Annotated in this window: 21 protein-coding genes and 2 pseudogenes; 11 read left to right on the plus strand and 12 right to left on the minus strand. The window is 56.7% G+C overall.

The genetic code is table 11. The annotated features are described in order from the left end of the window. Positions 1-17: 17 nt before the first annotated feature. The 5 genes and pseudogenes from JNB91_RS23270 to JNB91_RS23290 form a co-directional block, all read right to left on the minus strand. Positions 18-1,316, minus strand: coding sequence for a CmpA/NrtA family ABC transporter substrate-binding protein (locus JNB91_RS23270; RefSeq protein WP_220327868.1), 1,299 nt, complete (start codon positions 1,314-1,316; stop codon positions 18-20). Between the two features lie 347 nt (positions 1,317-1,663). Then, positions 1,664-2,932 carry a CmpA/NrtA family ABC transporter substrate-binding protein gene (locus tag JNB91_RS23275; RefSeq protein ID WP_220327869.1) on the minus strand — a complete coding sequence of 423 codons (1,269 nt, stop codon included), beginning with the start codon at positions 2,930-2,932 and terminating at the stop codon, positions 1,664-1,666. A 33-nt stretch (positions 2,933-2,965) separates the two neighbouring features. Next, positions 2,966-3,553, minus strand: coding sequence for an ANTAR domain-containing response regulator (locus JNB91_RS23280; protein WP_220327957.1), 588 nt, complete (start codon positions 3,551-3,553; stop codon positions 2,966-2,968). A gap of 2 nt (positions 3,554-3,555) precedes the next feature. Then, the gene (locus JNB91_RS23285; protein WP_220327870.1) at positions 3,556-3,861 is read right to left on the minus strand and encodes a hypothetical protein; all 306 of its coding nucleotides are present in this window, start codon (positions 3,859-3,861) and stop codon (positions 3,556-3,558) included. Positions 3,862-4,143: 282 nt separating this feature from the next. Further along, positions 4,144-4,326 (minus strand): annotated as a pseudogene (locus tag JNB91_RS23290) (cold-shock protein); the annotation flags it as partial. 14 nt (positions 4,327-4,340) lie between these two features. Here JNB91_RS23290 and JNB91_RS23295 point away from each other — a divergent pair. The 5 genes and pseudogenes from JNB91_RS23295 to JNB91_RS23315 all read left to right on the plus strand — a co-directional run bounded on the left by JNB91_RS23295 (position 4,341) and on the right by JNB91_RS23315 (position 7,939). Further along, complete coding sequence (locus JNB91_RS23295) at positions 4,341-4,562, plus strand: hypothetical protein (protein ID WP_220327872.1); 222 nt, start codon at positions 4,341-4,343, stop codon at positions 4,560-4,562. A 616-nt stretch (positions 4,563-5,178) separates the two neighbouring features. Beyond that, positions 5,179-6,450, plus strand: coding sequence for a sensor domain-containing diguanylate cyclase (locus tag JNB91_RS23300; protein WP_220327873.1), 1,272 nt, complete (start codon positions 5,179-5,181; stop codon positions 6,448-6,450). 428 nt (positions 6,451-6,878) lie between these two features. After that, positions 6,879-7,067 (plus strand): helix-turn-helix domain-containing protein, encoded by a 189-nt coding sequence (locus tag JNB91_RS31725; RefSeq protein ID WP_223218351.1) that lies wholly within the window; start codon positions 6,879-6,881, stop codon positions 7,065-7,067. 272 nt (positions 7,068-7,339) lie between these two features. Next, the gene (locus tag JNB91_RS23310) at positions 7,340-7,648 is read left to right on the plus strand and encodes a type II toxin-antitoxin system RelB/DinJ family antitoxin (protein ID WP_220327875.1); all 309 of its coding nucleotides are present in this window, start codon (positions 7,340-7,342) and stop codon (positions 7,646-7,648) included. Next, positions 7,645-7,939, plus strand: a pseudogene (locus tag JNB91_RS23315) (type II toxin-antitoxin system RelE/ParE family toxin). The gene JNB91_RS23310 and the pseudogene JNB91_RS23315 overlap by 4 nt, the downstream one beginning before the upstream one ends. 72 nt (positions 7,940-8,011) lie before the next feature. On the opposite strand, the gene JNB91_RS23320 reads toward JNB91_RS23315, so the two are convergent. Next, the gene (locus JNB91_RS23320) at positions 8,012-9,226 is read right to left on the minus strand and encodes a GGDEF domain-containing protein (protein WP_220327876.1); all 1,215 of its coding nucleotides are present in this window, start codon (positions 9,224-9,226) and stop codon (positions 8,012-8,014) included. 383 nt (positions 9,227-9,609) lie between these two features. Then, positions 9,610-9,813 (minus strand): cold-shock protein, encoded by a 204-nt coding sequence (locus JNB91_RS23325; protein WP_220327877.1) that lies wholly within the window; start codon positions 9,811-9,813, stop codon positions 9,610-9,612. 245 nt (positions 9,814-10,058) lie between these two features. On the opposite strand from JNB91_RS23325, the gene JNB91_RS23330 reads away from it, so the two are divergent. Together JNB91_RS23330 and JNB91_RS23335 are read left to right on the plus strand one after the other, a co-directional pair. Beyond that, positions 10,059-11,459 (plus strand): sensor histidine kinase, encoded by a 1,401-nt coding sequence (locus JNB91_RS23330; protein WP_220327878.1) that lies wholly within the window; start codon positions 10,059-10,061, stop codon positions 11,457-11,459. A 3-nt stretch (positions 11,460-11,462) separates the two neighbouring features. After that, positions 11,463-11,894: a response regulator gene (locus JNB91_RS23335; protein WP_220327879.1), complete on the plus strand. Its 432-nt coding sequence runs from the start codon at positions 11,463-11,465 to the stop codon at positions 11,892-11,894. 61 nt (positions 11,895-11,955) lie between these two features. On the opposite strand, the gene JNB91_RS23340 is transcribed toward JNB91_RS23335, so the two are convergent. Then, on the minus strand, positions 11,956-14,514 hold the full coding sequence (locus tag JNB91_RS23340) for an HWE histidine kinase domain-containing protein (protein ID WP_220327880.1): 2,559 nt from the start codon (positions 14,512-14,514) through the stop codon (positions 11,956-11,958). A gap of 490 nt (positions 14,515-15,004) precedes the next feature. Between JNB91_RS23340 and JNB91_RS23345 the strand changes: the two genes are divergently transcribed. Next, positions 15,005-16,111 carry a Fic family protein gene (locus tag JNB91_RS23345; protein WP_220327881.1) on the plus strand — a complete coding sequence of 369 codons (1,107 nt, stop codon included), beginning with the start codon at positions 15,005-15,007 and terminating at the stop codon, positions 16,109-16,111. A gap of 243 nt (positions 16,112-16,354) precedes the next feature. Beyond that, on the plus strand, positions 16,355-16,735 hold the full coding sequence (locus tag JNB91_RS23350; RefSeq protein ID WP_220327882.1) for a DUF4174 domain-containing protein: 381 nt from the start codon (positions 16,355-16,357) through the stop codon (positions 16,733-16,735). 25 nt (positions 16,736-16,760) lie between these two features. Here the strand turns inward: JNB91_RS23350 and JNB91_RS23355 are convergent, their stop codons facing one another. The 3 genes from JNB91_RS23355 to JNB91_RS23365 form a co-directional block, all read right to left on the minus strand. Next, on the minus strand, positions 16,761-18,587 hold the full coding sequence (locus JNB91_RS23355) for an ABC transporter ATP-binding protein/permease (protein WP_430736358.1): 1,827 nt from the start codon (positions 18,585-18,587) through the stop codon (positions 16,761-16,763). Between the two features lie 284 nt (positions 18,588-18,871). Further along, positions 18,872-19,771, minus strand: coding sequence for a hypothetical protein (locus JNB91_RS23360; protein ID WP_220327884.1), 900 nt, complete (start codon positions 19,769-19,771; stop codon positions 18,872-18,874). Between the two features lie 310 nt (positions 19,772-20,081). Then, positions 20,082-20,522, minus strand: a complete 441-nt coding sequence (locus JNB91_RS23365) for a hypothetical protein (protein WP_220327885.1) — start codon at positions 20,520-20,522, stop codon at positions 20,082-20,084. Between the two features lie 486 nt (positions 20,523-21,008). On the opposite strand from JNB91_RS23365, the gene JNB91_RS31235 reads away from it, so the two are divergent. Both JNB91_RS31235 and JNB91_RS30855 read left to right on the plus strand, forming a co-directional pair. Next, entirely contained in the window at positions 21,009-21,218 is a 210-nt protein-coding gene (locus tag JNB91_RS31235; RefSeq protein ID WP_262928025.1) for a hypothetical protein, read from the plus strand. Next, positions 21,136-21,495 (plus strand): FAD-dependent oxidoreductase, encoded by a 360-nt coding sequence (locus JNB91_RS30855; protein WP_223218342.1) that lies wholly within the window; start codon positions 21,136-21,138, stop codon positions 21,493-21,495. Before JNB91_RS31235 ends, JNB91_RS30855 begins: the two co-directional genes overlap by 83 nt. Positions 21,496-21,561: 66 nt before the next feature. On the opposite strand, the gene JNB91_RS23375 is transcribed toward JNB91_RS30855, so the two are convergent. Continuing rightward, positions 21,562-21,798: a DUF6894 family protein gene (locus JNB91_RS23375; RefSeq protein ID WP_220327886.1), complete on the minus strand. Its 237-nt coding sequence runs from the start codon at positions 21,796-21,798 to the stop codon at positions 21,562-21,564. Between the last annotated feature and the right edge of the window lie 237 nt (positions 21,799-22,035).

A 22,035-nucleotide genomic window follows, 5' to 3' on the forward strand; every position in this document is an offset into this window, starting at 1 on the left:
ACGCGCCGAGAACGGGATCAGGACACAGCCTTGATCGATAGGCTGTCGAGATAGGCAGAAGGATTCTCCGGATCGAAGACCTTGCCATCGAAGAAGGTTTCCGTGCCTCGTGACGACAATGCCGGGATGTCAGAAACGGCAACGCCGAGTTCCTTGGCGGCCTCGCGCCACAGGTCCTCGCGGTTCACCTGGTCGACAAGTTTCTTGATGTCGGTGCCCGGCGCGAACATGCCCCAGCGGATGTTTTCGGTGACGAACCAGCTGTCATGGCTCTTGAACGGATAGGATGCATGGTCCTGCCAGAATTTCATGAAGAGGTCCGTGCCCTTCACGTCGCGGCCGTTGCCGTAGTTGATGTCGCCCTTGAGGCGGCCGAGCACGTCCTTCGGGGGTACGTTGAACCACTGGCGCTTGCCGAGGATGTCAGCCATCTGCGCCTTGTTGTCCATGCTTTCGCACCACTGCTGTGCCTCCATGACGGCCATCAGCAAAGCTTTAGTTGCATTGGGGTTCTTCTCCACCCAGTCCGCACGCAGCCCCAGTGCCTTTTCAGGATGGCCTTTCCAGAGTTCGCCCGTCGTGGCTGCCGTGAAGCCGATGCCCTGATTGACAAGCTGCTCGTTCCACGGCTCGCCGACACAGAAGACATCCATGTTGCCGACCTTCATGTTCGCCACCATCTGCGGCGGCGGCACGACGATGGTCGAGACGTCCTTGTTGGGGTCGATGCCGCCGGCCGCCAGCCAGTAGCGGATCCAGAGATCATGGGTGCCGCCGGGGAAGGTCATTGCGGCCTTGATCTCCCCGCCTGCCGCCTTCTTTCTTGCGAAAGCCTCCTTCAGCTTGGAGGCGTCGAGCTGTACGCCAGTCGAGGCGTATTCCTTGGCAACCGAAAGCCCTTGGCTGTCGAGGTTGAGGCGGGCAAGGATCGCCATCGGTACGGGCTTGCTGTTTTGGGTCACCTTGCCGGTATGCATGAGATAGGGCAGCGGCGAGAGGATATGGGCGCCGTCGATGCCGTTCGACGCACCGCCCAGCACAAGGTTGTCGCGCGTTGCACCCCAGGAGGCCTGCTTGGCGACTTCGACTTCGGTCAGGCCGTATTTGTCGAAGAGCCCCATTTCCTTGGCGACGATCAGCGGTGCCGCGTCCGTCAGTGCGATATAGCCGAGCTTTACGCCATTCACTTCTGGCCCAGATGCTGCGGCGAAGGCGCCGGAGGGAAAGGCTGTCTTGATCGCGCCGACAAGGGCGGTGGTCGCTGTGATCTTGAGCATGCTGCGGCGTGAAATGCCGGACGTCGAAAACTTGATCATGCGCAGGTTCCCTCTGCTGGTGGCTTGAAATTTGGACATAAAAAAACGCCGCTCGGAAATCGCGCCATCAGGATAGGAGCAATCCTGGGCAGCAAAACCTTGCGACGTCGATGTCTTTGAAGAACGCTTATCGCGCGTTCATGAGCGCCGGTCGCCGTTGACCGGGGCAAACCTAAGATGCAACCGGCATGCCAAATTCAGGTGGATAAACTAAGTGGCTAATTTAGCTGCGCAAATTTACGGCAGCAGGCAATGGGCGCTTTGTTGGCTTGCCGATCGTCTGCGACAATTTTGAGCGATTGCCGAATTGTAGACGATCAAGGCTTGGGCAAATCTGCTGGCTGAGGTCAGGTCTCGTGGCTATTCAGTCTCTCGGGAGGCGACGTCCTGACGGCGAATTTCGCGACATACTCGCCGATTTTTGTCGGATCGAAGACGTGCCCGTCCATGAAACGATCGGAGACATTCATACCTTCGCTTCCAAGGTCTGCGTGATCGGGTCCCGTGCCGAGTGCTGCGCGATAAAGATTCGGTCTGTAAGCGCTAGCAGCACTTTTCAGCCCTTGCTCGCTCAATTCAGCCTGACCCCAACGGATCATTTGGCTGTAGATCCAGAGCGCGTGGCCAGGCTTGGGATAGTTGGCGAATTCCCGGTGAAACTTGAAATAGTCCGGTATGATCCGGCGGTTCCCTTTGGCGTCGAGACTGAATTCCCCGGCAAGCACGTGGCGGATGATGTGGACCGGAGCCGCGATGAAGCGCGGATCCGCCAATGCTTCCGCAAGAGCGTCGTGATTTTCGGGCAGGTCGCACCAACGCGCCGCGGCATCTAGCGCGACGATCAGGCGGGACACAGTGTCGGTATGGCTATCAGCCCATTCCGGGCGCATTCCGATGACCTTTTCGGGCGCCGATGGCCAAATATCCTGTTTGGCCGCGACGATGCGTCCGACACCGCGTTCCGAGGCGATCATGTTCCAGGGCGCGCCGACGCAGAATCCATCGATGGCCCCGGCGGCCAGAGCATCGGACGTCAGTGGCGGAGGGACGACGACCAGCTTCACATCCCGATCTGGATTAATGCCACCAGCGGCGAGCCAATAGCGAAATTCGTAATTGTGCGAGGAAAACGGATAAGTGACGCCGAACATTGGCAGTGCCTCGCCGCGCGCCTTCATGTCTCGCAGCACCTTGGCCAGCGACTGGGCATTTTCCAGCGCGCTGGCCTTTTCGGAAACCCCGTCGATATCGCGCATTCGCTCGAATAGCCGCGTCGAAAGCGTGATCGCGTTGCCGCCACGGCCGAGCGAGAAGGGGGTAATGGTTGGCGACGGGTTGGAGCCTAGCCCAAGCATTGATGCAATGGGCATGGGCGAGAGCATGTGTGCGATGTCGAATTGCCGGAAAGCCAGGCGATCGCGGACGTTTGCCCAGGAAACGTCCTTGACGAGGTCGAGCGTCAGTCCCTCTCGCGCGGCAAATCCGAATTCGGCAGCGGCGATCAAGACCGAGGCATCGACGAGTGGGATAAAGCCCGCGCGTACGACCTTCTGGCCGTCTCCCGCACTGATCGAAGGCATTGGGAGCTTGGTATTGGGCTGGCCGATTTTGCTCATCATGTTCACTCCGGCGTCTCCGGACTTTCTCGATTACATCAGAAGACCAGCGGCGGTGACGACGCTCTGTGCGATTTCTGACATCTTTTTCTTTTCGTTCATCGCGGTTTGGCGCAGGAGTGCAAACGCATCCTCTTCAGAAAGTCCGCGCATTTTCATCAATATACCCTTGGCGCGCTCGATGACCTTGCGTTCTTCAAGCGCTGACTTTGCCTCGGCCAGTTCCCGTTGCAGCCGGCTGAAGGCATTGAAGCGGCTGACGGCCATGTCGAGGATGGATTTGACACGTTCCTTTTTCAGACCATCGACAACATAGGCAGAAACGCCTGCTTCCATGGCGGCCTCGATCTGCGCCGTATCGGAGCGATCGACGAACATGGCGATCGGCCGGCTGACAGTGCGCGTCAGCTGGAAGAGGTGCTCCATCATGTCCCTGTTGGGGTTCTCGATGTCGATGACGATAACATCCGGTTTTGTGGTCTCGATGATCCTCGCGACACCATTGACTTCATTGATCACCGTGACGTTCGAGTGTCCTGCCTCTCGCAAGCCTTCTTCGATGATCGAAGCGCGGATGGCATTTTCGTCGATAACCAGGATAGTCAGCTCGGAGTGCGATATCTTCATGGTCCGTTGCCAGCCACATGAAGATAAGCGGCGAAACTGCATGCTGCAAATGCAAGCGACCACGGCAGGGAAAGTCTTCTGCCAACAAATGCGGCAATCGTAATACCGCCAGCCGCCAACAATGCACCCATGAGTAAACCGTGTGTAGTTAGCGCCAGTCCGAGCGAGCCGAGAAAGATGCTCGTGGCTGCGGTCACTTGCACTAGATGGGATTTCGTCATGTCCGGTCTGTACGCAAACATCGAGACAAAACCTGCCCAGGTCAATCCGATTGCAACGCAAACAAATAGCAGATGCCCCAATATATCCTCCTGTCTACCGAGAGAGGCGAAGCAATCCGCGTGCCACACGCTAATCGATAGACCGAGAGGCGCCGAGGATCACCGCTATCTGACAGCGGACAGTTCTTTGGACGGTTTCCCAGGTCTTTGATGGTAGTGACTGTAGTTCAGGCACTTACAGCTAACCGCGGCGGCATCAGCAGATTAGGGGGGCGGCGGTTCTGATCCAGCCAAAGCCAAAACCAATGCATTTACTTTGTGCGGCGTGTGGCCCCGCCAGTCGAGCGGGGCCCGCCGAACTCTTTAGAGAACAGTGACGTTCTCTGCTTTGGACTTGCCAGTCTTGCGGTCCTGGCCGACATCATAGCTGACCTTCTGGCCATCCGTCAGGGAGGCTCCGAAGCCGACAGCCGAGATTTGGACGAGTACGTCCGGGCCGCCATTGTCCGGCATGATCAATCCGAAGCCCTTGTCCTGCCGAAAATATTAACGGTATAGACATGCCGGGAGCGTTCAGTGGTCTCGACCTTGCCGAATTCGTCTATCGGTCCATGGGATCGCTTCCGGTAATCGTTACTTCAGGCGACGGAGAAGGAGCGGACTGCTCACTACCGGACGGGAGTTTGTTCATCCCGAAACCCTATCCGATCGCTCGCATGATCGAGTTGCTCGTTTCGAGCAAGACGGAAAATGGGCTTGGGACTAGCGCGCGGGTAGCGTGATAGCGGGAGGCTGAACCGCTGCACTTCCTCAAATTCAGCCTGCAGCCGAGCGAACTGCTTTGTCACAAAGGAGCGTTCTCACCGTCGCTTTCGGTCTCGCTGTTGAGCTATGAACGGCGGCGATCGGCCTACTGAAAGCCAGCCGGTGTCAGGCACTTTGCACGAGCACGACGCTCGCCATCCATTCCGCAGCAAATTTAGCCACCGCTAAAGAGCCTGTGCATCGTCTCCGCCGCGGCTTTCTCGACAGGAATCTCGAGGAATATTTCGGGGTTGCTCGCCAAAGCCTGGAATGTTCGCTCGATAAGGTCGTCCTTTTCCGGGCCAGTCAGGTGGTAACGCGCCGCGTAGCGGCCGAGTAGCGTTCTCAGTATCCTTGTGTCGCTCGTGGATAGATTCTTCCGGCTACCATGCATGTCTCCCTCCCTGAGCTCACCGGTTGCGAAAGTCGATCGATATCAGATCCCTCTAATATTCGGTTAATCCCCGAGATAATTTCGAGGGTCTCTGACATCAAGGAGTAAGCTAGATCGCCGCCGGCAACTTGCCCTCGCACCTTGATTATTAACGTCTAAAACACACCTTTCGCGGAGAAGCTCTTGTCTTCGGAGGAAAGATGGCAGCGGAACCCTACACGGCAGACAACCCTGAAACCCGCTTGGCGCTTTTCGACTTCGCCTTCGAGAATGCTCCGATCGGGATCGCCCTGGTCGATCTTGAGGGACGCATCATTCGCGGCAACGCGGCTTTCGCCAAGTTGGTTGGGCTTCCGACCGAGAAAGTCCTGGGCACTCATTTCAGGGACTTCACGCATCCAGACGATATCGAGGCGGACCTGATCTTGTTCCAGCAAGTGCTGCAGGGAAAGCGGGACGGTTATACGATTGAGAAGCGTTACCTGCGACCTTTCGAAGAAGTCGTTCACGTGCTGATCCATGTCGCTGCGATGCGCGATGCCGAGGGCAAGGTCGTTCGCTTCATATCGCAGATCGAAGACATCACTCGCCACAAGGAGCATGAGCGTCAGCTCGCCGAGCGTGCAGCGCAGCTCGAACTGGCGCTTGAAGCTGTCCGCGGCGGCTTCTGGCAGATGGACATCCTGACAGGAAAGTTTGAGACCTCGGATCGGCTAGCTCAGTTCATCGGTGGCCCGACGGCCGCGCGGCTCGACCTTGAGCGCTATGTCAACAGGGTCAACGTGAACGACGGCGCGGAGGCTGATCTCACGCCGCTGATTGCCGGTCAGCTCGATCAGAATGTCGCCGAATATCGTCTCGACACCGTTCACGGAGAACGCTGGATGCGCTGTGATCGACGACTTTTGCGCGACAGCAATGGGCAGCCGGTCAAGATTGTCGGAATGGCAATCGACTTTACCGATGATCGACGTCGGATCGAGATGCTGGAGGAGACGGCACGCACCGACGCTTTAACCGGGCTGCTGAACCGTCGCGGATTGTCTATCAATTTCGCTGCTTTGCAGTCTGCCGACGGGTTCGCCGTGCTCGCTCTAGATCTTGATGGCTTCAAGGAGGTGAATGATGCTCATGGCCACGCAATAGGAGATATCGTTCTTCAATCCACCGCTGAGCGCCTGACTTCAGCCGTGAGAGCGCATGATCTCGTGGCGCGCACGGGTGGGGACGAATTCATCATTGTTGTTGCGGGTGATCGAGCCACAGGGGAGGCCGCGGCGCAGCGGATACTCGCGCGGATGAGTGACTCCATCTCGATCGGCGATGAAATCGCCGATGTCCGCACCAGCATCGGCGGGGTCTGGACAGGCGAAAAGCGTGATCTGACACAGCTAATGAGAGAGGCCGACGCACTTCTTTACGATGCGAAGGCGGCCGGTAAGGACGCTGTCAAGTTTCAGTCGGCATCCTGATCAGTGCTTTGACAGACATCTGGATCTGTCCCGGGACTGTCAGTCGTCTTGGCGTCGTGAGCGGAACGGAATGGTTGTTGTGCTCGGCGTGCTGTGAGGTCGTTGTACCGAGAACTCGAATCGGACTCGTATCCGCCACTGATCCAGAGCTCGACCCAAGCCAGGAATTCCGGATCACCTATTCGAAAACGGAAGCGCTACAGGAAAACTGCGATCCCTTCTGTGTTGACGACGTGGATAAACTCGTCCCATGCCTCATGAGCGGATGCGAAGGGTTCATTCCAGTCGGTAAGCTGGTCTTCTAGGCTCGTCACCTCCATCCGCCAATCATCGCCGCCTGAGGGGCACAAGATTTCGACAAGGACGGTGGTCCCATTGTCGGTGCTGGTTCATTGGGTCACTGGGGATGATTGTTCGTGTCCCATAATATGCCTGCTTTTTCGGTTGCAAGACAACCGCAGTCGGATCTTGATCTGGAGCGTGCTCGAGATCTTCTACAAAACACGATGTGTGCCGTGGTCGATATTGCGTTCGATGTCGGTTACTCGAGTGCATCTCACTTTACCAAGGCCTTCAGGCTTGCCTGTGGCGAGACCCCTTTAGGCGTGCGAAGATAGCAAGTTGCGCTAACTGACTTGCCTCGTTCTCTGTTTCGCAACGAGAGATCGACATGATAAGTAATCGGATGCGCTCAGAGTAAATCCGGTTTCGTTAGAAATGCTTACGCCGAGGAAACTGACAACACAGAGTTATAGCAAACACGATCGCGGGTCATCGGTCCCAGGCCCATCAAGAGCTCAGAGAGCCTGGACGGGGATTGACGACGTGGAACTTTAGCGGGAATGCGGCATTCAATTGCATTACATTCCCCTTAGATGTGGAGATAGCCATGCCCGCAAACGCTCTTGTACAAACACGTATTGATTCCGAAGTTCGGGATCGTGCTTCTGCGGTCCTTGAAGGCATGGGCCTCACGGTATCTGATGCGGTTCGCATTATGCTGACCCGGACTGCTAACGAGGGCGGTCTGCCTCTTGAACTTCTATCAGGCAGTGAGGCGCATGACGCCTGGTTTCGGACCAAGGTGCTCGAAGCGTTAAACGATGCTCGACCGGATTTATCGGACGACGAGGCCGAGGCGCACTTTGCCAGACGTCGAGCGGCGGCCCGCCTTAAAGCTGGTATGCAAGATTCGTGAAACTTACTTGGTCTGCTTTTGCGCTATCGGATCGCGACGCCATCTTCACATACATCGAGGCAGATAATCCCGCAGCTGCCGTCCTGATCGATGAACGGATAGCCGGCTGTCGCACGTCGCTTGCTCGATTTTCCTGCCAGTGGGCGCGTGGGTAGAATTGCCGGTACACGCGAGCTCGTCATCAACGGGACGCCTTACGTTGCCGCTTACACCAATAACGAGACCACGGTTCGAATTCTTCGCGTACTCCATGGCGCGCAAGAATGGCCAGAACATCTGCCGCTGGCCTGAAGACTGACTTCGTGCGGGGCCGACGGTTCATTCCCTATCAAGGGCGCTCTCGTCCAAAAACGCTACATCGCCTCAGGACACCTTCATCGCCACTACCCGCAACTGATGATGCAATGGATCGGCTGTGGGGTGCAGCAGCAATTCGTTTGGCCGTGCGGTCTCAACGCGATTCCGCCCAAGGGCTTTCGCCCGGTACAGCGCGCTGTCGGCGCTTGCAAGCATCCCGGCGAGGTCGTGGCAGTCTGGTGCCGCAAGGCCGATACTGACGGTGGCCTGGGTGTTTAAGCCCTCTGCCCGGGCGGCTGCTTCGGCGAACCGGCTTGCGATCGCCGAGCCGCGATTGAGAGCCTGGGAATGGTCGCACCGAGGCAGAAGCGCAGCGAATTCCTCACCACCCAGCCGGACAATTAGCGCGTCAGGCCCCGCCTCTTCGCGGGCGGTTTCGGCGAACAACTGCAAAACCTTATCTCCGGTTGGATGTCCATGACGGTCGTTGATCGCCTTGAAGTGGTCGAGGTCGAAGGCGAGCAGGGAGACGGGATCACCATGCCGCTCCCGGAGGATCCGAGCTGCCTGCTCAAAAAAGGCGTGACGGTTTGCAAGCCCGGTCAACTGATCGGTTTGTGACATGCGGAGCAGGTGGAGCTTTTCCTCCTCTCGAATAATCATCAGAAAGGACATCGGCATCGCTACCGAGTACAAGACGGCCTCGTACATCGTCGCCTTCCCGATGATGGAGATAATATCTTGCCCGTACCACTCGAGTAGAAGAGGGGCAATAAATGCCCGGCCAAGGTAGAACACGGCATGGACGGCCGAGATAAAAATGGCGATCGGACCCGAGCGCAATCTCTGGATTGTGCGGCTGCGCAGAAGTATCCATGCTGTCAGGCCGCAAGTCAGCGCGATGGGGATAGAAGAGACATGGTTCCAGAAGGCGGCCGGGAAGTGCGTGCCAGCGATCGCCCAGGCGATGGCTATGAAGCACAACGCTGCCACCGACGACCAGAGATACCGGTGACCGTCGAGGCCGGCGACGGCGTTAAGGACCAGAAGGTAGCCCAACATCATTAGGATGTTGACCGCCCCCATGCCGAGCGCGACCGGAAAATGGCTGCGGTTCATTTCAAGCACGCACCCGAGAACGAACGCGAAGAGTGCGGCGACCAGAACACCGAGCACACGTGCGCGACCTGGATGTGCCTCCCTTTCCCAAAGGAGAAGCGACGCTGACACCAGCAGCGTTCCGACGGTTAAGTACCAAAGGGTTTGTAAATCGATCTGCATTGCTCTGCCTGCCTTGCGTCAAAGCCTACAGGGTGGTTTTTATAAAATTCTTTAAGTCGCCTCTAATATCGCCGATATGGTTGGCGTGACCTTAAGCGTGCTGTCGACTGCCGGCTTTAAATCTAGGGGTGCGTTCCGCGAAAGCGGCTTGCCGGCTGATCGAATGCGACGGTAGCTGCAGCGGATCACAACGTCTGTAGGCATGACCGAATATAGGCGCTGAACCACCTTGAGAGTGGAACAAATTCTCGGCAAGACGATCAAGCGCTAAGTGAAAATTGAAATAGAAAGGGCTTAGGTTCGTAACCGTTCAAAGCCACTGAGGCATCTGCTTCTGTTCTGCGGAATACGCCCCCGCCAGTCGAGCGGGGCCGCCGCTCTTTTTAGAGAACCGTGACGTTCTCTGCTTTGGACTTGCCAGTCTTGCGGTCCTGGCCGACATCGTAGCTGACCTTCCGGCCATCCGTCAGGGAGGCTCCGAAGCCGACAGCCGAAATGTGGACGAATACGTCCGGGCCGCCATTGTCCGGCGTAATAAATCCAAAGCCCTTGTCCTGCGCGAAAAATTTGACCGTACCAGTTGCCATAATGTCCTCGTTGGTTGGCGGAGAGCCTTTTGATTTAGGGGGTGGTGCGAGTGCCATCAAGGCTACCCGTAAACCTCTCGGCCTGCTGATCTAGAATTTTCTGGTTCACGTCTCGTGCTTCATTGAATGGGTCGGATCCCGCGCTATTTGACAGTGTCTATCGGGCGGGTGCCGGACGCACGGATGTTCATTGGGATCAGGGCTGTCGATTGGAAGTTCATAGTAAAATTCTGTCGCCTGCACCAATGCAGCAGGTCGTCGCCGAATTCGACTGGTCGAAGACATCCCTCGGTCCAATGGAAAACTGGCCAATCTCTCTGAAGACCATTGTCGATATGGCTATTTCCTCCAGCTTTCCGCAGGCGGTGATCTGGGGACCAGATCTGATCACCATCCACAATGACGCCTTCCTGCCGATCCTTGGTGAAAAGCCGCTCGCAATCGGTCGGTCATTCGCAGATATCTGGTCGGAGGCCTGGGAGCAGATCGGGCCGATCGCGACGGAAGCGTACCAGGGAAGGCCGACCTTCATCGAGGACTTCCCGCTTGTCATCAATCGTCATGGCTATGACGAACAGGCTTATTTCACATTCTGCTACAGCCCTTTGCGAGATGACCAAGGCAATATCGCCGGCATGATCGACACCGTGGTCGAAACCACCGACACGGTCCTGGGCGCCGAGCGCTTGCGACAAAGCGAGGTTCGTTTTCGAGCATTCACCACGGCGACCAGCGACGTCATCTATCAGATGAGCGCCGATTGGAAGGAGATGCGACGGCTTGATGGCCGCAGCTTCCTGGCCAACACCGATGAACCGAGCGTGCAGTGGCAGGATGCATATCTTCTCGCTGAAGATGTCCCATCGATACAGACTGCCATCAATCAGGCGATTGCAGAAAAAGATGTGTTCGAGTTCGAGCATCGCGTTCGGCAGGCCGATGGCAATGTCGGTTGGACATTGTCCCGTGCCGTTCCGGTTTTTGATGAACAGGGCGAAACCATTGAATGGTTTGGCGCCGCAACCGACATCACCGAGCGAAAGCTGGCCGAGCAGCAGCAGAGCGTGATCAATCGCGAGATGAGCCATCGGCTCAAGAACACACTTGCGATGGTTCAGGCGATCGCGAAGCAAACGCTGAAGCCGGTCACGGAACGCGCGCCGGTCGAAGCGCTGGAGAAGCGCGTTCAGGCGCTGAGCTCCGCCCACGACATCCTGTTCGACCAGTACTGGCACACGGCGCCGATCGGATCACTGATCGCTGCGACGCTGCAACGTCTTGTTGCGAGCGATCGGCTTCATGCCAGTGGTCCGGATATCGCCATCGGGCCGAAGGGCGCGCTGTCACTTTCACTCGTCCTGCATGAGCTCGCCACCAATGCCCTGAAATACGGAGCCCTGTCCAACGACGTTGGAGAGATCGCGCTGACATGGAGCGTAGGCGAAGGCGCCGATGGGGAGATATTCACGTTGAGGTGGGAGGAAAGTGGAGGCCCTCCGGTTCAGCCGCCGTCTGGAAGTGGTTTTGGCTCCAAACTCATTCGTATGGGCCTGATTGGAACGGGTGGCGTTACCGTGAGTTATGAGCCGGCGGGCTTCAAGGCTGAAATGACGGCCGGGCTTCACCAAATACAGCATACGGAATAATGGATGGGACTGTTTAACCAACCAAATCGAAAGGCTGTCCTTGTCGTTGAGGACGAGCCGCTTTTGCGGATGATGGCGATGGATATGGTTGAGGATGCCGGTTTTGAACCCGTTGAAGCGCGCGATGCCGATGAGGCTATCGCATTGCTGGAAGCGAGAACCGGTATCACCATCGTGTTCACCGACGTCGATATGCCAGGGTCAATGGGTGGCCTCAAACTGGCGGCAGCAATCCGTGATCGCTGGCCGCCGATCGAGATCGTCATCACGTCCGGGCATTTCCGGTTGGATGATACTGAAATCCCTACCAGGACGGTGTTCTTCCCCAAACCGTATGATCATCAGGAAGTCATCGGTTTGTGTGGGTTAAGCAGTCGTTATCACGAGCGCTTCGGTTTGCCGCGGAACGCGGCATCAATGATGGGCTTTGCCTGACCGGCAACCGCATCGCGAGAGAAGTCGGAAAATCCGGCTCGGTTCGCGACTTTCCCAAGTGTCATGGCCTGACCAGCTCTTCCAGAATTCGGGCTATCCCTTCCAAGGTGTATGGTTTTTGCACCACCGTCCGGTGCTGATGCTCATCCGGCAGTATTGCCTGCTCACCATAGCCTGTTGCGAAGATGAATGGCGTGCCGAGTTCACCAAGACGGTCGGCCACCGTAAAGCTCGTCTGGTCGCCAAGATTGATGTCCAGAACTGCGAGAGTGGGCGGATCCGCATCGATGATTTCCAAGCCGCCTTCGACAGAGGAGGCCGTCATCACCTCTGCTCCAAGACGGGCCAGAATGTCCTCTGCGTCGAGTGCGATAATAAGACTGTCCTCGACCAGCAATATCTTCTGCCCGGCGAGAAACTTGTCCTCGACCTTTCTCGTCGGGTGGGCCGGCGAATGACGGGTGTGCCTGAGAGGCGGGGGCGATTGCGGCCCAGCTTTATCGGAAACATGACGTGCAGGAATTTGGAAAGTGGCCTTAACGCCCGTTGGGGCATAGTCGATCTTCGCCTGACCGCCAAGGTCGTAAGGAACCGAACGACCGATGATCGTGGTACCAAAGCCTTTTCGTGTCGGTGGCTGTACGGGCGGTCCGTCGCGCTCCTGCCATTCGAACTTCAGTCCGCCATCCTCGGAACGCGACCAAGAGACGTCGACATGGCCGCCACCCGACAAGCTGCCGTATTTGGTCGAGTTTGTCACCAGTTCATGCACTACGAGGGCCATAGTGGAATAGGCTTGCGGATTCAGGAGAACAGGCTCGCCTTTCACGTGGATGCCGCTGTTGGCATCATCCAGGAATGCACGTGCTTCCGCATCGATCAGGGCTCCGATTGGAGCCGGTCCCCAATGATCATCCGTGATCTGATTATGGGCTCGCGCTAATGCATGGATGCGGCCGTCCACGAGGTCAACGAAGTCCTCGATCTTATCAGATGAAGGCTTGGCCTGCCGGATCAATCCGCGGATTACGCCGAGGATGTTGCGGACCCGGTGGTTGAGTTCGGCGATGAGAACTTCCTGCTTCCGGTTCGCCGCATCGCGCTGGGCGCTTGCTTCACTGGCCAAGCGAAGAACCACTTCGATCAGCGTAGCCCGGAGCGTTTCCGCAACGCGCTTTTCAGGCGCGGTGAAGGGAAGGCTGTGCCCCTTAACGAGCTGTTGCCATTCGGCAAAGCTTTCTCGCGGGGTAAGGCGCGGACCATTAGGCCCGTATTCGATCGGCTTATGTGGATCTCCTGCCCACCTCACAGACCGAACGAGCTCGCGACGGAACATAATGACGTAATCGCGCGGCGAGCGCGAGATCGGGATGGCGAGCATACCGGCCGCGCTGTCGGTGTATTCGGCCGCCTCCGGCACGAGTGAAGCGATCTCGTCGGTGGCGAAGACGCGGGTCGCTGCAGCACTGTTCAGGGCGCGTACGATGCGGGCAAACTGATCGGTGGACGGCGTCGTGCCCCAGAAGGCGTAGTTGCCGTTGATCCAGACCCCGACGCCCTCGGCCGGAATGACATCGGTCAGAATGCCGGCAAGCCATTCCGGATCATTGAGGAGCATCTCGTTGGTCGCGACCGCGCCAAGAAGCTGATCGGAGATGTCGCGCGCACGTCGCTCGTAATCCATCACTTCCTTACGCTCACGGCTCTCCAGGCGGAGCGAATACATCTGCGAGAACAACTCGCACACCGACCTGATCTCGAAGGTCGGTGATTTGGCAGAATAATGATGACAGGCGAATAGACCCCAGAGCTCGCCGTCAACGAGGATGGAGATCGACATGGAGGCGCGAACGCCCATGTTCTTCAGGTATTCGATGTGTATCGGTGAGACGGATCGCAAGATCGAATAGGACAGGTCGAGCAACTGTCCCTTCTCGTCGCGTGCCGGCTCGATAGCGACCGGAACGGCGTCGACATCGGCGATCACGCGGAGCAGGTTGCGCTTGTAGAGTTCGCGAGCCTGAACCGGAATGTCGCTTGCCGGGTAGTGAAGCCCCTTGAAGGATCCGATGCCTGGCTTGCAAGTTTCAGCAACGACCTCGCCTGAACCGTCCTCTGCGAACCTGTAGACCATCACCCGGTCGAACCCGGTCAGGGCCCGAACCTGCCGGGCCCCCTCTCGATAGAATGCCTCCGGCTCTTCCATAAACTCCAGGCGCGAGATCATCGACCGCACCATGCTTGTGGTGTCGCCATGCCGGTCCGCCGACGGCTGAGCCTCGATGACGATCTGCCCTCCGGATGTGTGCATGGCGATGTCGAATAGCGGGCCATTGTCGGTCAGCTTTGTATCGAAGATCTTGTCCACCGCATTTGCACCGCGAATGGTCGCCAGACGGTTGCGGAGGCTATGGATCGTCTCGGATAGAAATATTTCATTGAGAGGCCGCCCGATCAGGCCCTCATGTACCCCAGGAAGAAACTCGCTGATGTTTGCGGATGCGCGCGCCACGATCCAGTCGAGTGTGAGTGCCAGTAGGAAACCTACGGGTTGGATGGCACCGAGGAGATGGATGGGTTCGCGGTCACAATTGGTGAGGTCGACAGTCGGACGGTTCATAGGGCCTTCAGCAACGAAGAGTAAATATGAAAGGTAATCATATGCTTGTGAGCCAAGCTTTGGTTTTCTCGTCCGCACAGATACCCTACCGCTCATATATGGCGCTCGTCTGGCAAATCCACTCTTCACCACCGTACCGTCTTTGCAACGGGACCGCAGTCGGATCTTGATCCTGTCGACTGCCAAAGAACTCCATCACATCATTCTGTGACGTAAATTTAGGGAGGGTGACGCTCACCGAGAGCTTTGGCAAGTACTTTCAACACCTTAGCTTATCCTGAGACGCGGATCTCCGGTTCACATCCTTTCAAGAGGGAGACGATGAGGTCATCTCGGATGTAGGTCGTGGCTAACATCCGAGCCGAACATTTCATCCAGCCTTATGCGGCTTCCCAGACTTGATTGAAGATGTGGTGCTGAGCGATAGACGGACTTGCAATAACTCATCTATGGCAATAATAGTGAGTTATAGAAAGGCTGGCTATAGCTCATGAAATGGAACTGGCAGCATGCCGAATGGCCAAATTTCAGGTATGATGCAGCAAGCGTGATACCGTTGGAACAGAAATTCCTGCGGACCGCCGGCGAGGTTATTGGTGCCGTCCGGCATTTCAATGAGGATGACAGCAATCAACTTCGCATTGAATTGCTGAGCGACGAAGCGGTCAAGACCTCAGAGATCGAGGGGGAGTTTCTGGATCGCGCAAGTGTTCAATCCTCGCTCCGCCGGCAGTTCGGCCTCAACACTGACGATAGGCAGATCCGCCCCCAAGAACGCGGGATCGCGGAGATGATGGCAGATGTCTATCGAAACTGGCATAAGCCGTTGGATCGTGAAGAATTGTTTCATTGGCATTCGATGCTGATGGCGGGAAATCGATACATTGAGACGATTGGTGATTACCGCAAGCATGAAGACGCGATGCAGATCGTGTCAGGTCGATTGGATAAGCCCACAATCCATTTCGAGGCTCCCCCTTCTCGCCAGGTTAAAGCTGAGATGGAGACCTTCATCAAATGGTTCAATCGATCCGGGCCGGATGGCCAAACACCGCTTCAAGCTCTAACGCGTGCAGCAGTGGGTCATCTTTATTTTGAAAGCATTCATCCATTCGAGGATGGTAATGGTCGAATTGGGCGCGCGCTTGCTGAGAAATCCCTGGCGCAGAACATTGGGCAACCAAGCCTCATTTCACTCTCCTTCATGATTGAGAAGAACCGGAAGGCCTACTATTGCGAGCTTGAGCGCCACCAGCGCACGCTTGATATCACCGATTGGATCTTTTTCTTTTCGGAGACGATACTGGATGCTCAACGGGCAACGCTTGAGCGCATAGATTTCTTCATTCAGAAAGCAAAATTCTACGACCGGTTTCGAGCCAAACTGAACGAGCGGCAAGAAAAGGTGATCGCGCGCATCTTCAAGGAAGGCACAGCGGGCTTCAAGGGCGGCCTAAGTGCAGAAAACTACATCTCGATCACAAACACATCCCGCGCGACAGCAACACGCGACCTCCAGCAACTCGTGGAGATCGGTGCGCTCACGCGTACCGGTGAACGTCGACATACACGCTACTCGCTGTCATTGCTGAGATAAATTGATGCCTGTTAATGAACTTCATCAAAGCCATTATCTAGGTGAACGGCTTCTCGATTCCTCTCACATCAGATTTTTTGTCAATGGTTCACCTTGGTGGCATCGCGTGCGCGCCGGAGATAGGTCGATGTAGATGAGCGACCGCGCGTCCAGCGTGCAAGGAACATTCCTTGTTGCCGTCGGTTCTGAAGGGCTGCGGTGTAGCTTGTTCGTTCGTCAAATCTCGCTGCGAAGGTTCGCCAAATGTCTGCTCTGTTTGAATCCAATTGCAAACCTGAATGGATTTTGCTCGTCGCGGGAGACGATGCCGGCTTGCGTCGTCAACAACTGGATGAATTCAAGGCCCATGCGCAGAAGTTCACAGAACGGGCAGTTCTGGTTTTCGAGGTCTCGCGAGACAAGGTCACCGCCCTTGATATGACCTACCGTTGCCTGGCGAGCCCGGCCGATGTTGCCAAGACTTTTAGACTGACCTTCGACCGCTTTACGGCCTCTCTCGTTGATCAAAACGATTGGGTAAAATGGGTATCGCCGATCCCAGTGTCCTTCGTAGATATTATTAAGACCATCGAAGACTTGCCGCTCCATGAAGCGGAAAACGCAACGAGGGGGCCATCTTTATAAGGTCAGGCTCGCGTTTGTGCTGGGATTAGTAGCGACCCTGCGACTTCCGCCAGATCCGGGAAATCGACATCCGCTTCCCTTTCTTCGGAATGAGGTCCACGTCGCTGACAAGCCTTGCGCCGCCGTCCCGCTTTTCGAGAGTAATCTTTCGGCTGTGAAATGCCTCAAGTTCCGCTCTGTGACCAACACTCAGTATCGTGACATCCGGCAGCTCATCGATGACCGTCTCCATGATCTTGTCCTGGCTCTTGTCATCCAGCGCAGACGTTGCCTCATCCAGCACAACGATGTCCGGAGCATTCAGCAGCAGCCGGGCAAACGCCAGCCGCTGCTTCTCGCCGCCGGACAGAGTATGGTCCCAAGGGGCTTCATCGCCAATCTTGTCCTTGAGATGCCCGAGCCCGACCTTCTCCAGTGCTGAACCGATGTCCTCGGTGCTCCAGCGATCCGCTTCTTGCGGATAGGCGACCGCACGGCGAAGCGATCCTGTTGGAATATACGGCTTCTGCGGAAGCATGAACAATCGAGCGTCGGCGCGGAAATTGACGCTTCCCTCGCCCCAGGGCCACAGCCCCGCGATCGCCCGCACCAACGTGCTTTTGCCAGAGCCGGACTCCCCGGCTACCAGCACCCGCTCGCCCGGCTCGATCTCAACTTCGGTCTCCTTCACCACGGCTCTACCGTCGCCGAGGGACACGGACAGATCACGAAGACTGAGCATGGTATTGTCACCAGCCTCTCCTCTGGAGATACGGCCAAGGCTGTCGCTGGTTTCGGCGCGTTCGAGGCCATCCAGCGACATCATCAGCGACGCGACGCGGCGAGCACACGCATTCCAGTCCGCAAGACGGGGATAGTTATCGACCAGCCAGCCAAAGGCCGTTTGGACGATGGTAAATGCCGATGCAGCCTGCATGACTTCACCAAGTGACATACTTCCATCGAGAAATTTTGGCGCGCATAGCAAGACGGGTACCACGGGTGCGATCAGCATCGATCCGTGCGAGACGAGCGTGGTGCGCATATACTGATGAGCAAGCTGGCGCCATTGTTCACGCACCTTCTGGAATGTTCTGTCGAGATCGTTCCGTTCTTCCTCTTCACCTCCAAGCAGAGCAATGCTTTCGCCATTTTCCCTGACCCGGGTGAGTGTATAGCGAAACTCGGCCTCGACCTGGTTCTTGACCTCGGAGACCTGCACGAAGTTGCGGGCTATGTAAGCGATTGAGCCTGACGTCACGAGTGCGTAGATAACCGCTGCAACGACGAGGAACCCCGGTATCGTAACATATGATCCGCCGATAGGCAGCGTCAAGGCGCCGCCAATCGTCCAGAGCACGACGATGAAGGTCGAGGCGGAGAGAAAGGCTGAAATGACACCTGAGACGAAATCCACAGGAGACTCGGTTGCGATCCGCATGTCTTCGGATATTCGTGCTTCCGGGTTCTGATGGTCGCCGCCGATCAGGTTCAACTGGTAATATCTACCATTGGCAAGCCAGCGTGCGATCAATGCTTTTGTCAGCCAGGAACGCCAACGTCGCTGGATCAGCATCCGGACGAATACCTGAATGGTAACCAAGGCTACGCTGCCTAGCACCAGCGGCGGGAACAGGGCTCCGAGATAATAGACGGACGCGGCATCGCGCTGCTCGATCGCGTCGAAAATTTCCCGGTTCCACACGTTGATCCCATATTGGAAGCCGACGTTCAGACCAATGAGTGCGAGGAGACCAATGGAAACCGGCCATGCCAGGCGGTCACCACGACGGCTCCAATATCCGCGCGCACTGATCCAGAAGCGCTTTAACAGATAAGATTTACGAGCTTGCTCGGCTTCCTCGGGTGACATCGCACGATCGGGTTCGATGGCCTCGGGTACCGGCTCGGCCTCAGATCGCTCTTCGTCCGCCTCCAGAGGGGCTTGGGCACCCCGTGATGTCGCGAGTTCGTCAGTTTCCGGGTCGATTTTGCCATCACTCATGAGCATGTCTCAGCATATTCCGGAAGTTCGACACCCATCTCCGGCGCGCGCCTCACGGCACTGGAGTTTTTTGCCGAATATGTGCGGGGCAACTGTAGGAAGGTCTGCGAATTTGAGTCGGCTAGATCGTCATCGCCGACGCGTAGAGCTTGTCAGAATTTAGCGATAAATGCCGCTTCTTCGTCGTCCCGCTGTCTTCCTCCAAGTGCAGCGGCCGCAGAAGCGATGAAGGCGCCTACCAAGAGCGAGAGTGCTCCCAGCATCGCTGCTGTGGAGGCTGATCTGCGGGCCTTGTCTGCTGCTTCCTGCGTTTCGACTTTTGCCTGATCGATACGCTGCAGCACAGAATCGACGCGCGCTGTCGCTTCCTCGGGTGTGAGCCCGGTGCGAGACGACACGACTGCCGACAGGTAGGTCTTGTCTTCGTCCGGCATCGAACCAGCTGTCGCGGAATTGAGGAGGATACGGGAAACCTCCGCGACTGCAGCAGCATCGTCAGTCTGGGCGCGATTGCGCAGATCCTGCCGACGAAGTAGGGCATCCGTGAAATACCCCGTCGCCACGTCCGGACCCGACTTGTCGACGCTGGCGGATGTAGCGCCTACGATCGCCGCGGACGAGGTAGCAGATGCCAAGGCTTGAACGCTACCACCGACAAGGCTTGTGAATGCAGACCCGGCCAACCCTGCGACGACCACTGTTGCAAGCGCCCAGCTTAAAAAGCCGTGCGCGGTGTCACGGAAAAACACCTCGTCGGAATGCACGCCGGCCCATTTCGTGCGCAGCCGTCCCGTCAGATAACCGCCGAGGGCGGAAGCCAGCCACTGCACTACGACAAACCAGATTGCTGCGGTGATACTTACTGTGGTGAATGAAGCGCTTTCGCCCGCCCATGGCGACACCATCGTCAGACCAACACCGGCCCCCAACAGAAGCAAAATGAGCGCAGTGGCTCCTGCTGCGACCGCGCCACCTATTACGGGACCCCAACTCAAAGCCGGTGTCGAAGATTCCACTCCGACATCTGATACGCCAGATTGATAGAGAGGCATGTCATTCTCCTAGCGCATAAACAGAACAAGAAGGATGACGATCGGCAAAGGCACGCCGAGAAGCCAAAGAAGAATACCGCGACCCATGATAACCTCCGATAAACGACACGTTGTTGGTATCGCCTGAACGTTCCTGAAACTTCCCGGTTCCTCGTCATATCGCTTTGTACGGTCTTCGGGATTTTCTACTCGAAAGAGCAACCGTCACAGTGGGGTCACGGGGTCTCCGTCGTCCACGCGATAGGTCGGTAATTGTGGGCGATCTTGCTTTATCAGCCTAAGGCAGTATCCGCCGTCATGGACCTCCGCGCTACATGCGAAGAGGCTTGATAACATCCATCCTGATATCGCCTTCAAGTACCCCACGAACCAGGTCGCCCCGCCCGTGTTCAACCTCGACAACTGTATAGAGCTTCTCATCCCTGAACGCGCTTGCGGTCCGGGTCGAGACATCGTCGGCCGGAGCGGCGTCGATTTCCATGAAATCCAGTTCTCTTTCCGCGGCCACTATTCGCGCGTCTCCAGCTGTCCGTGCCGCGACAACCACAACACCGTGTCCCGGTTTGTTTTCCCACGCAGGATCACGTGCAGAGGCTATCGGCTCAAGCCGGTAGATGTTGAGCGTCTCTCCATCGAACTTCGGCGATGCAGAGTCAGCGATCTGGCTCTCGCTCTCCATGGATCGGCCGAATGTCGTGCCGCTTGTAGAACTTCCGGCAAGCTCTGGATGTAAGTCTTTCAACTGGGGCATTGTCGTTCCTCCGATTTAGACGACAACACTCTCGGCATATCTGGTGTTCCACTAAATGTCTGGGGCCGACCACTGCGTACGTTCATCGCTCTTCCAGCGGAACACGCTGCTCCTATCTTTAATACAAGAGATGGGAGAAATTCATTTGAACGTTAGGATCGACGAAGATGGGCTGTTTGGTTCATCCAGGCTAAATCGTATCAGCCGAAAGGCCCGATCGAAGGCAGCGTGTTACCTGGAACGTCATCGTGCAACCGTTTACGGTCGCAATGCGAAAGCTAGTCCATAATGGTACCATCGCAGATCCGCTCAAAATCGGGGAGCGGCGAGCGCGACCCCGCAGGGGCGCTCAGGCATCAGCAGCCGCTTCGACACGCACAACCCCTATGGCTCGCCAAACCGCGGACATCTATCGTCACCAAAAAGCTCCCATCATCCGATCATTTCGATGTCATAGTAGTGGGTGCCGGAATCAGCGGTGCCCTCATGGCCCACTCACTCTGCGGAAAAGGATTGCGCGTCCTGACGATCGACCGCCGCCATCCTGTTCGCGGCAGCAGCGCCGCGAGCACTGCCATGATTCAGCACGAGATCGATATTCCGCTTCATCATCTTGCGCGGACGATCGGTCACGACAAGGCTTCGCGGGTTTGGCGCAGATCGGCAACGGCCGTCGAGCGAAGCTGCCTACCTTGATCCGACAAAGATCCAACACAAGACAGAAGTTCTTGCCGAAAAGCTGGCTGACCTGACCGGGATTTCGCTCGGTAAACCTGAATTTTCTTGGTCGGCCGCGTTCGGTGTAACACCTGACGGCCTCCCGATGATCGGGCTTGCCCCAGGGATGCGGCGGGTCTTTGTATCGATGGGATTTGGAGGGAACGGAATAACGTTTGCAAAGATCGCGGCAGATCTTATATCCGCCGCCGTTCTCGGTCATCAGGACGTCGACTGGGATCTCTTTCCTGTATAGCGTGGAACGGTTGCTACGTGCGACGATGCGCTAGCGGCAATCGCATCGACGTCTTCAGCATGCTGACTAATCGAATTTCAGCGCGGACTTGAGCGGAACAGTCAGCGCTAATGATCCATCCGGTCTGACGACTTCAAGGCGGTCACCGTCGATGATCTTCCCATTTTTGACCTTGTTGGCAAGAATTTCTCGCGCGGAACTGACGGCGTAGTCATGTGCTTCATTCAACGTCGCAAATTCCGATCCATCCGGATCCTCGGTGAGCACGCCATCCTGCCTGATATGGAAGAAATATTTCTGCATGAAACCTCCGTTGCGGCTGCCTTAACTATGGAAAGTGGTGAACGTTCCATACTTGGTTCGCCGTTCATCGGATTGGCGCGTTAGCTGCAGAACGCACGATGAGTGTCACGACTTTGGATTCACTACCTCTGATGCCGGGGTGGCTTCAGTCTCTCCGGGAGTTTTGCCGAACACGTAGTAGCCAGCTAGCAGAAGCCCTACAACGAAGATTATGCTAACAAAAACATACATGCTTGA

The organism is Aliirhizobium wenxiniae (genome assembly GCF_019511445.1).
GTDB lineage: Bacteria > Pseudomonadota > Alphaproteobacteria > Rhizobiales > Rhizobiaceae > Neorhizobium > Neorhizobium wenxiniae_A.

What these genes read in the sequence shown, in the direction of transcription:
- JNB91_RS23270 (WP_220327868.1), bottom strand. Translation starts at nt 1,316, where the DNA reads ATGATCAAGTTTTCGACGTCCGGCATTTCACGCCGCAGCATGCTCAAG.
- JNB91_RS23275 (WP_220327869.1), bottom strand. Translation starts at nt 2,932, where the DNA reads ATGAGCAAAATCGGCCAGCCCAATACCAAGCTCCCAATGCCTTCGATC.
- JNB91_RS23295 (WP_220327872.1), top strand. Translation starts at nt 4,341, where the DNA reads ATGCCGGGAGCGTTCAGTGGTCTCGACCTTGCCGAATTCGTCTATCGG.
- JNB91_RS23300 (WP_220327873.1), top strand. Translation starts at nt 5,179, where the DNA reads ATGGCAGCGGAACCCTACACGGCAGACAACCCTGAAACCCGCTTGGCG.
- JNB91_RS31725 (WP_223218351.1), top strand. Translation starts at nt 6,879, where the DNA reads ATGCCTGCTTTTTCGGTTGCAAGACAACCGCAGTCGGATCTTGATCTG.
- JNB91_RS23310 (WP_220327875.1), top strand. Translation starts at nt 7,340, where the DNA reads ATGCCCGCAAACGCTCTTGTACAAACACGTATTGATTCCGAAGTTCGG.
- JNB91_RS23320 (WP_220327876.1), bottom strand. Translation starts at nt 9,226, where the DNA reads ATGCAGATCGATTTACAAACCCTTTGGTACTTAACCGTCGGAACGCTG.
- JNB91_RS23325 (WP_220327877.1), bottom strand. Translation starts at nt 9,813, where the DNA reads ATGGCAACTGGTACGGTCAAATTTTTCGCGCAGGACAAGGGCTTTGGA.
- JNB91_RS23330 (WP_220327878.1), top strand. Translation starts at nt 10,059, where the DNA reads ATGCAGCAGGTCGTCGCCGAATTCGACTGGTCGAAGACATCCCTCGGT.
- JNB91_RS23335 (WP_220327879.1), top strand. Translation starts at nt 11,463, where the DNA reads ATGGGACTGTTTAACCAACCAAATCGAAAGGCTGTCCTTGTCGTTGAG.
- JNB91_RS23340 (WP_220327880.1), bottom strand. Translation starts at nt 14,514, where the DNA reads ATGAACCGTCCGACTGTCGACCTCACCAATTGTGACCGCGAACCCATC.
- JNB91_RS23345 (WP_220327881.1), top strand. Translation starts at nt 15,005, where the DNA reads ATGAAATGGAACTGGCAGCATGCCGAATGGCCAAATTTCAGGTATGAT.
- JNB91_RS23350 (WP_220327882.1), top strand. Translation starts at nt 16,355, where the DNA reads ATGTCTGCTCTGTTTGAATCCAATTGCAAACCTGAATGGATTTTGCTC.
- JNB91_RS23355 (WP_430736358.1), bottom strand. Translation starts at nt 18,587, where the DNA reads ATGTCACCCGAGGAAGCCGAGCAAGCTCGTAAATCTTATCTGTTAAAG.
- JNB91_RS23360 (WP_220327884.1), bottom strand. Translation starts at nt 19,771, where the DNA reads ATGCCTCTCTATCAATCTGGCGTATCAGATGTCGGAGTGGAATCTTCG.
- JNB91_RS23365 (WP_220327885.1), bottom strand. Translation starts at nt 20,522, where the DNA reads ATGCCCCAGTTGAAAGACTTACATCCAGAGCTTGCCGGAAGTTCTACA.
- JNB91_RS31235 (WP_262928025.1), top strand. Translation starts at nt 21,009, where the DNA reads ATGGCCCACTCACTCTGCGGAAAAGGATTGCGCGTCCTGACGATCGAC.
- JNB91_RS23375 (WP_220327886.1), bottom strand. Translation starts at nt 21,798, where the DNA reads ATGCAGAAATATTTCTTCCATATCAGGCAGGATGGCGTGCTCACCGAG.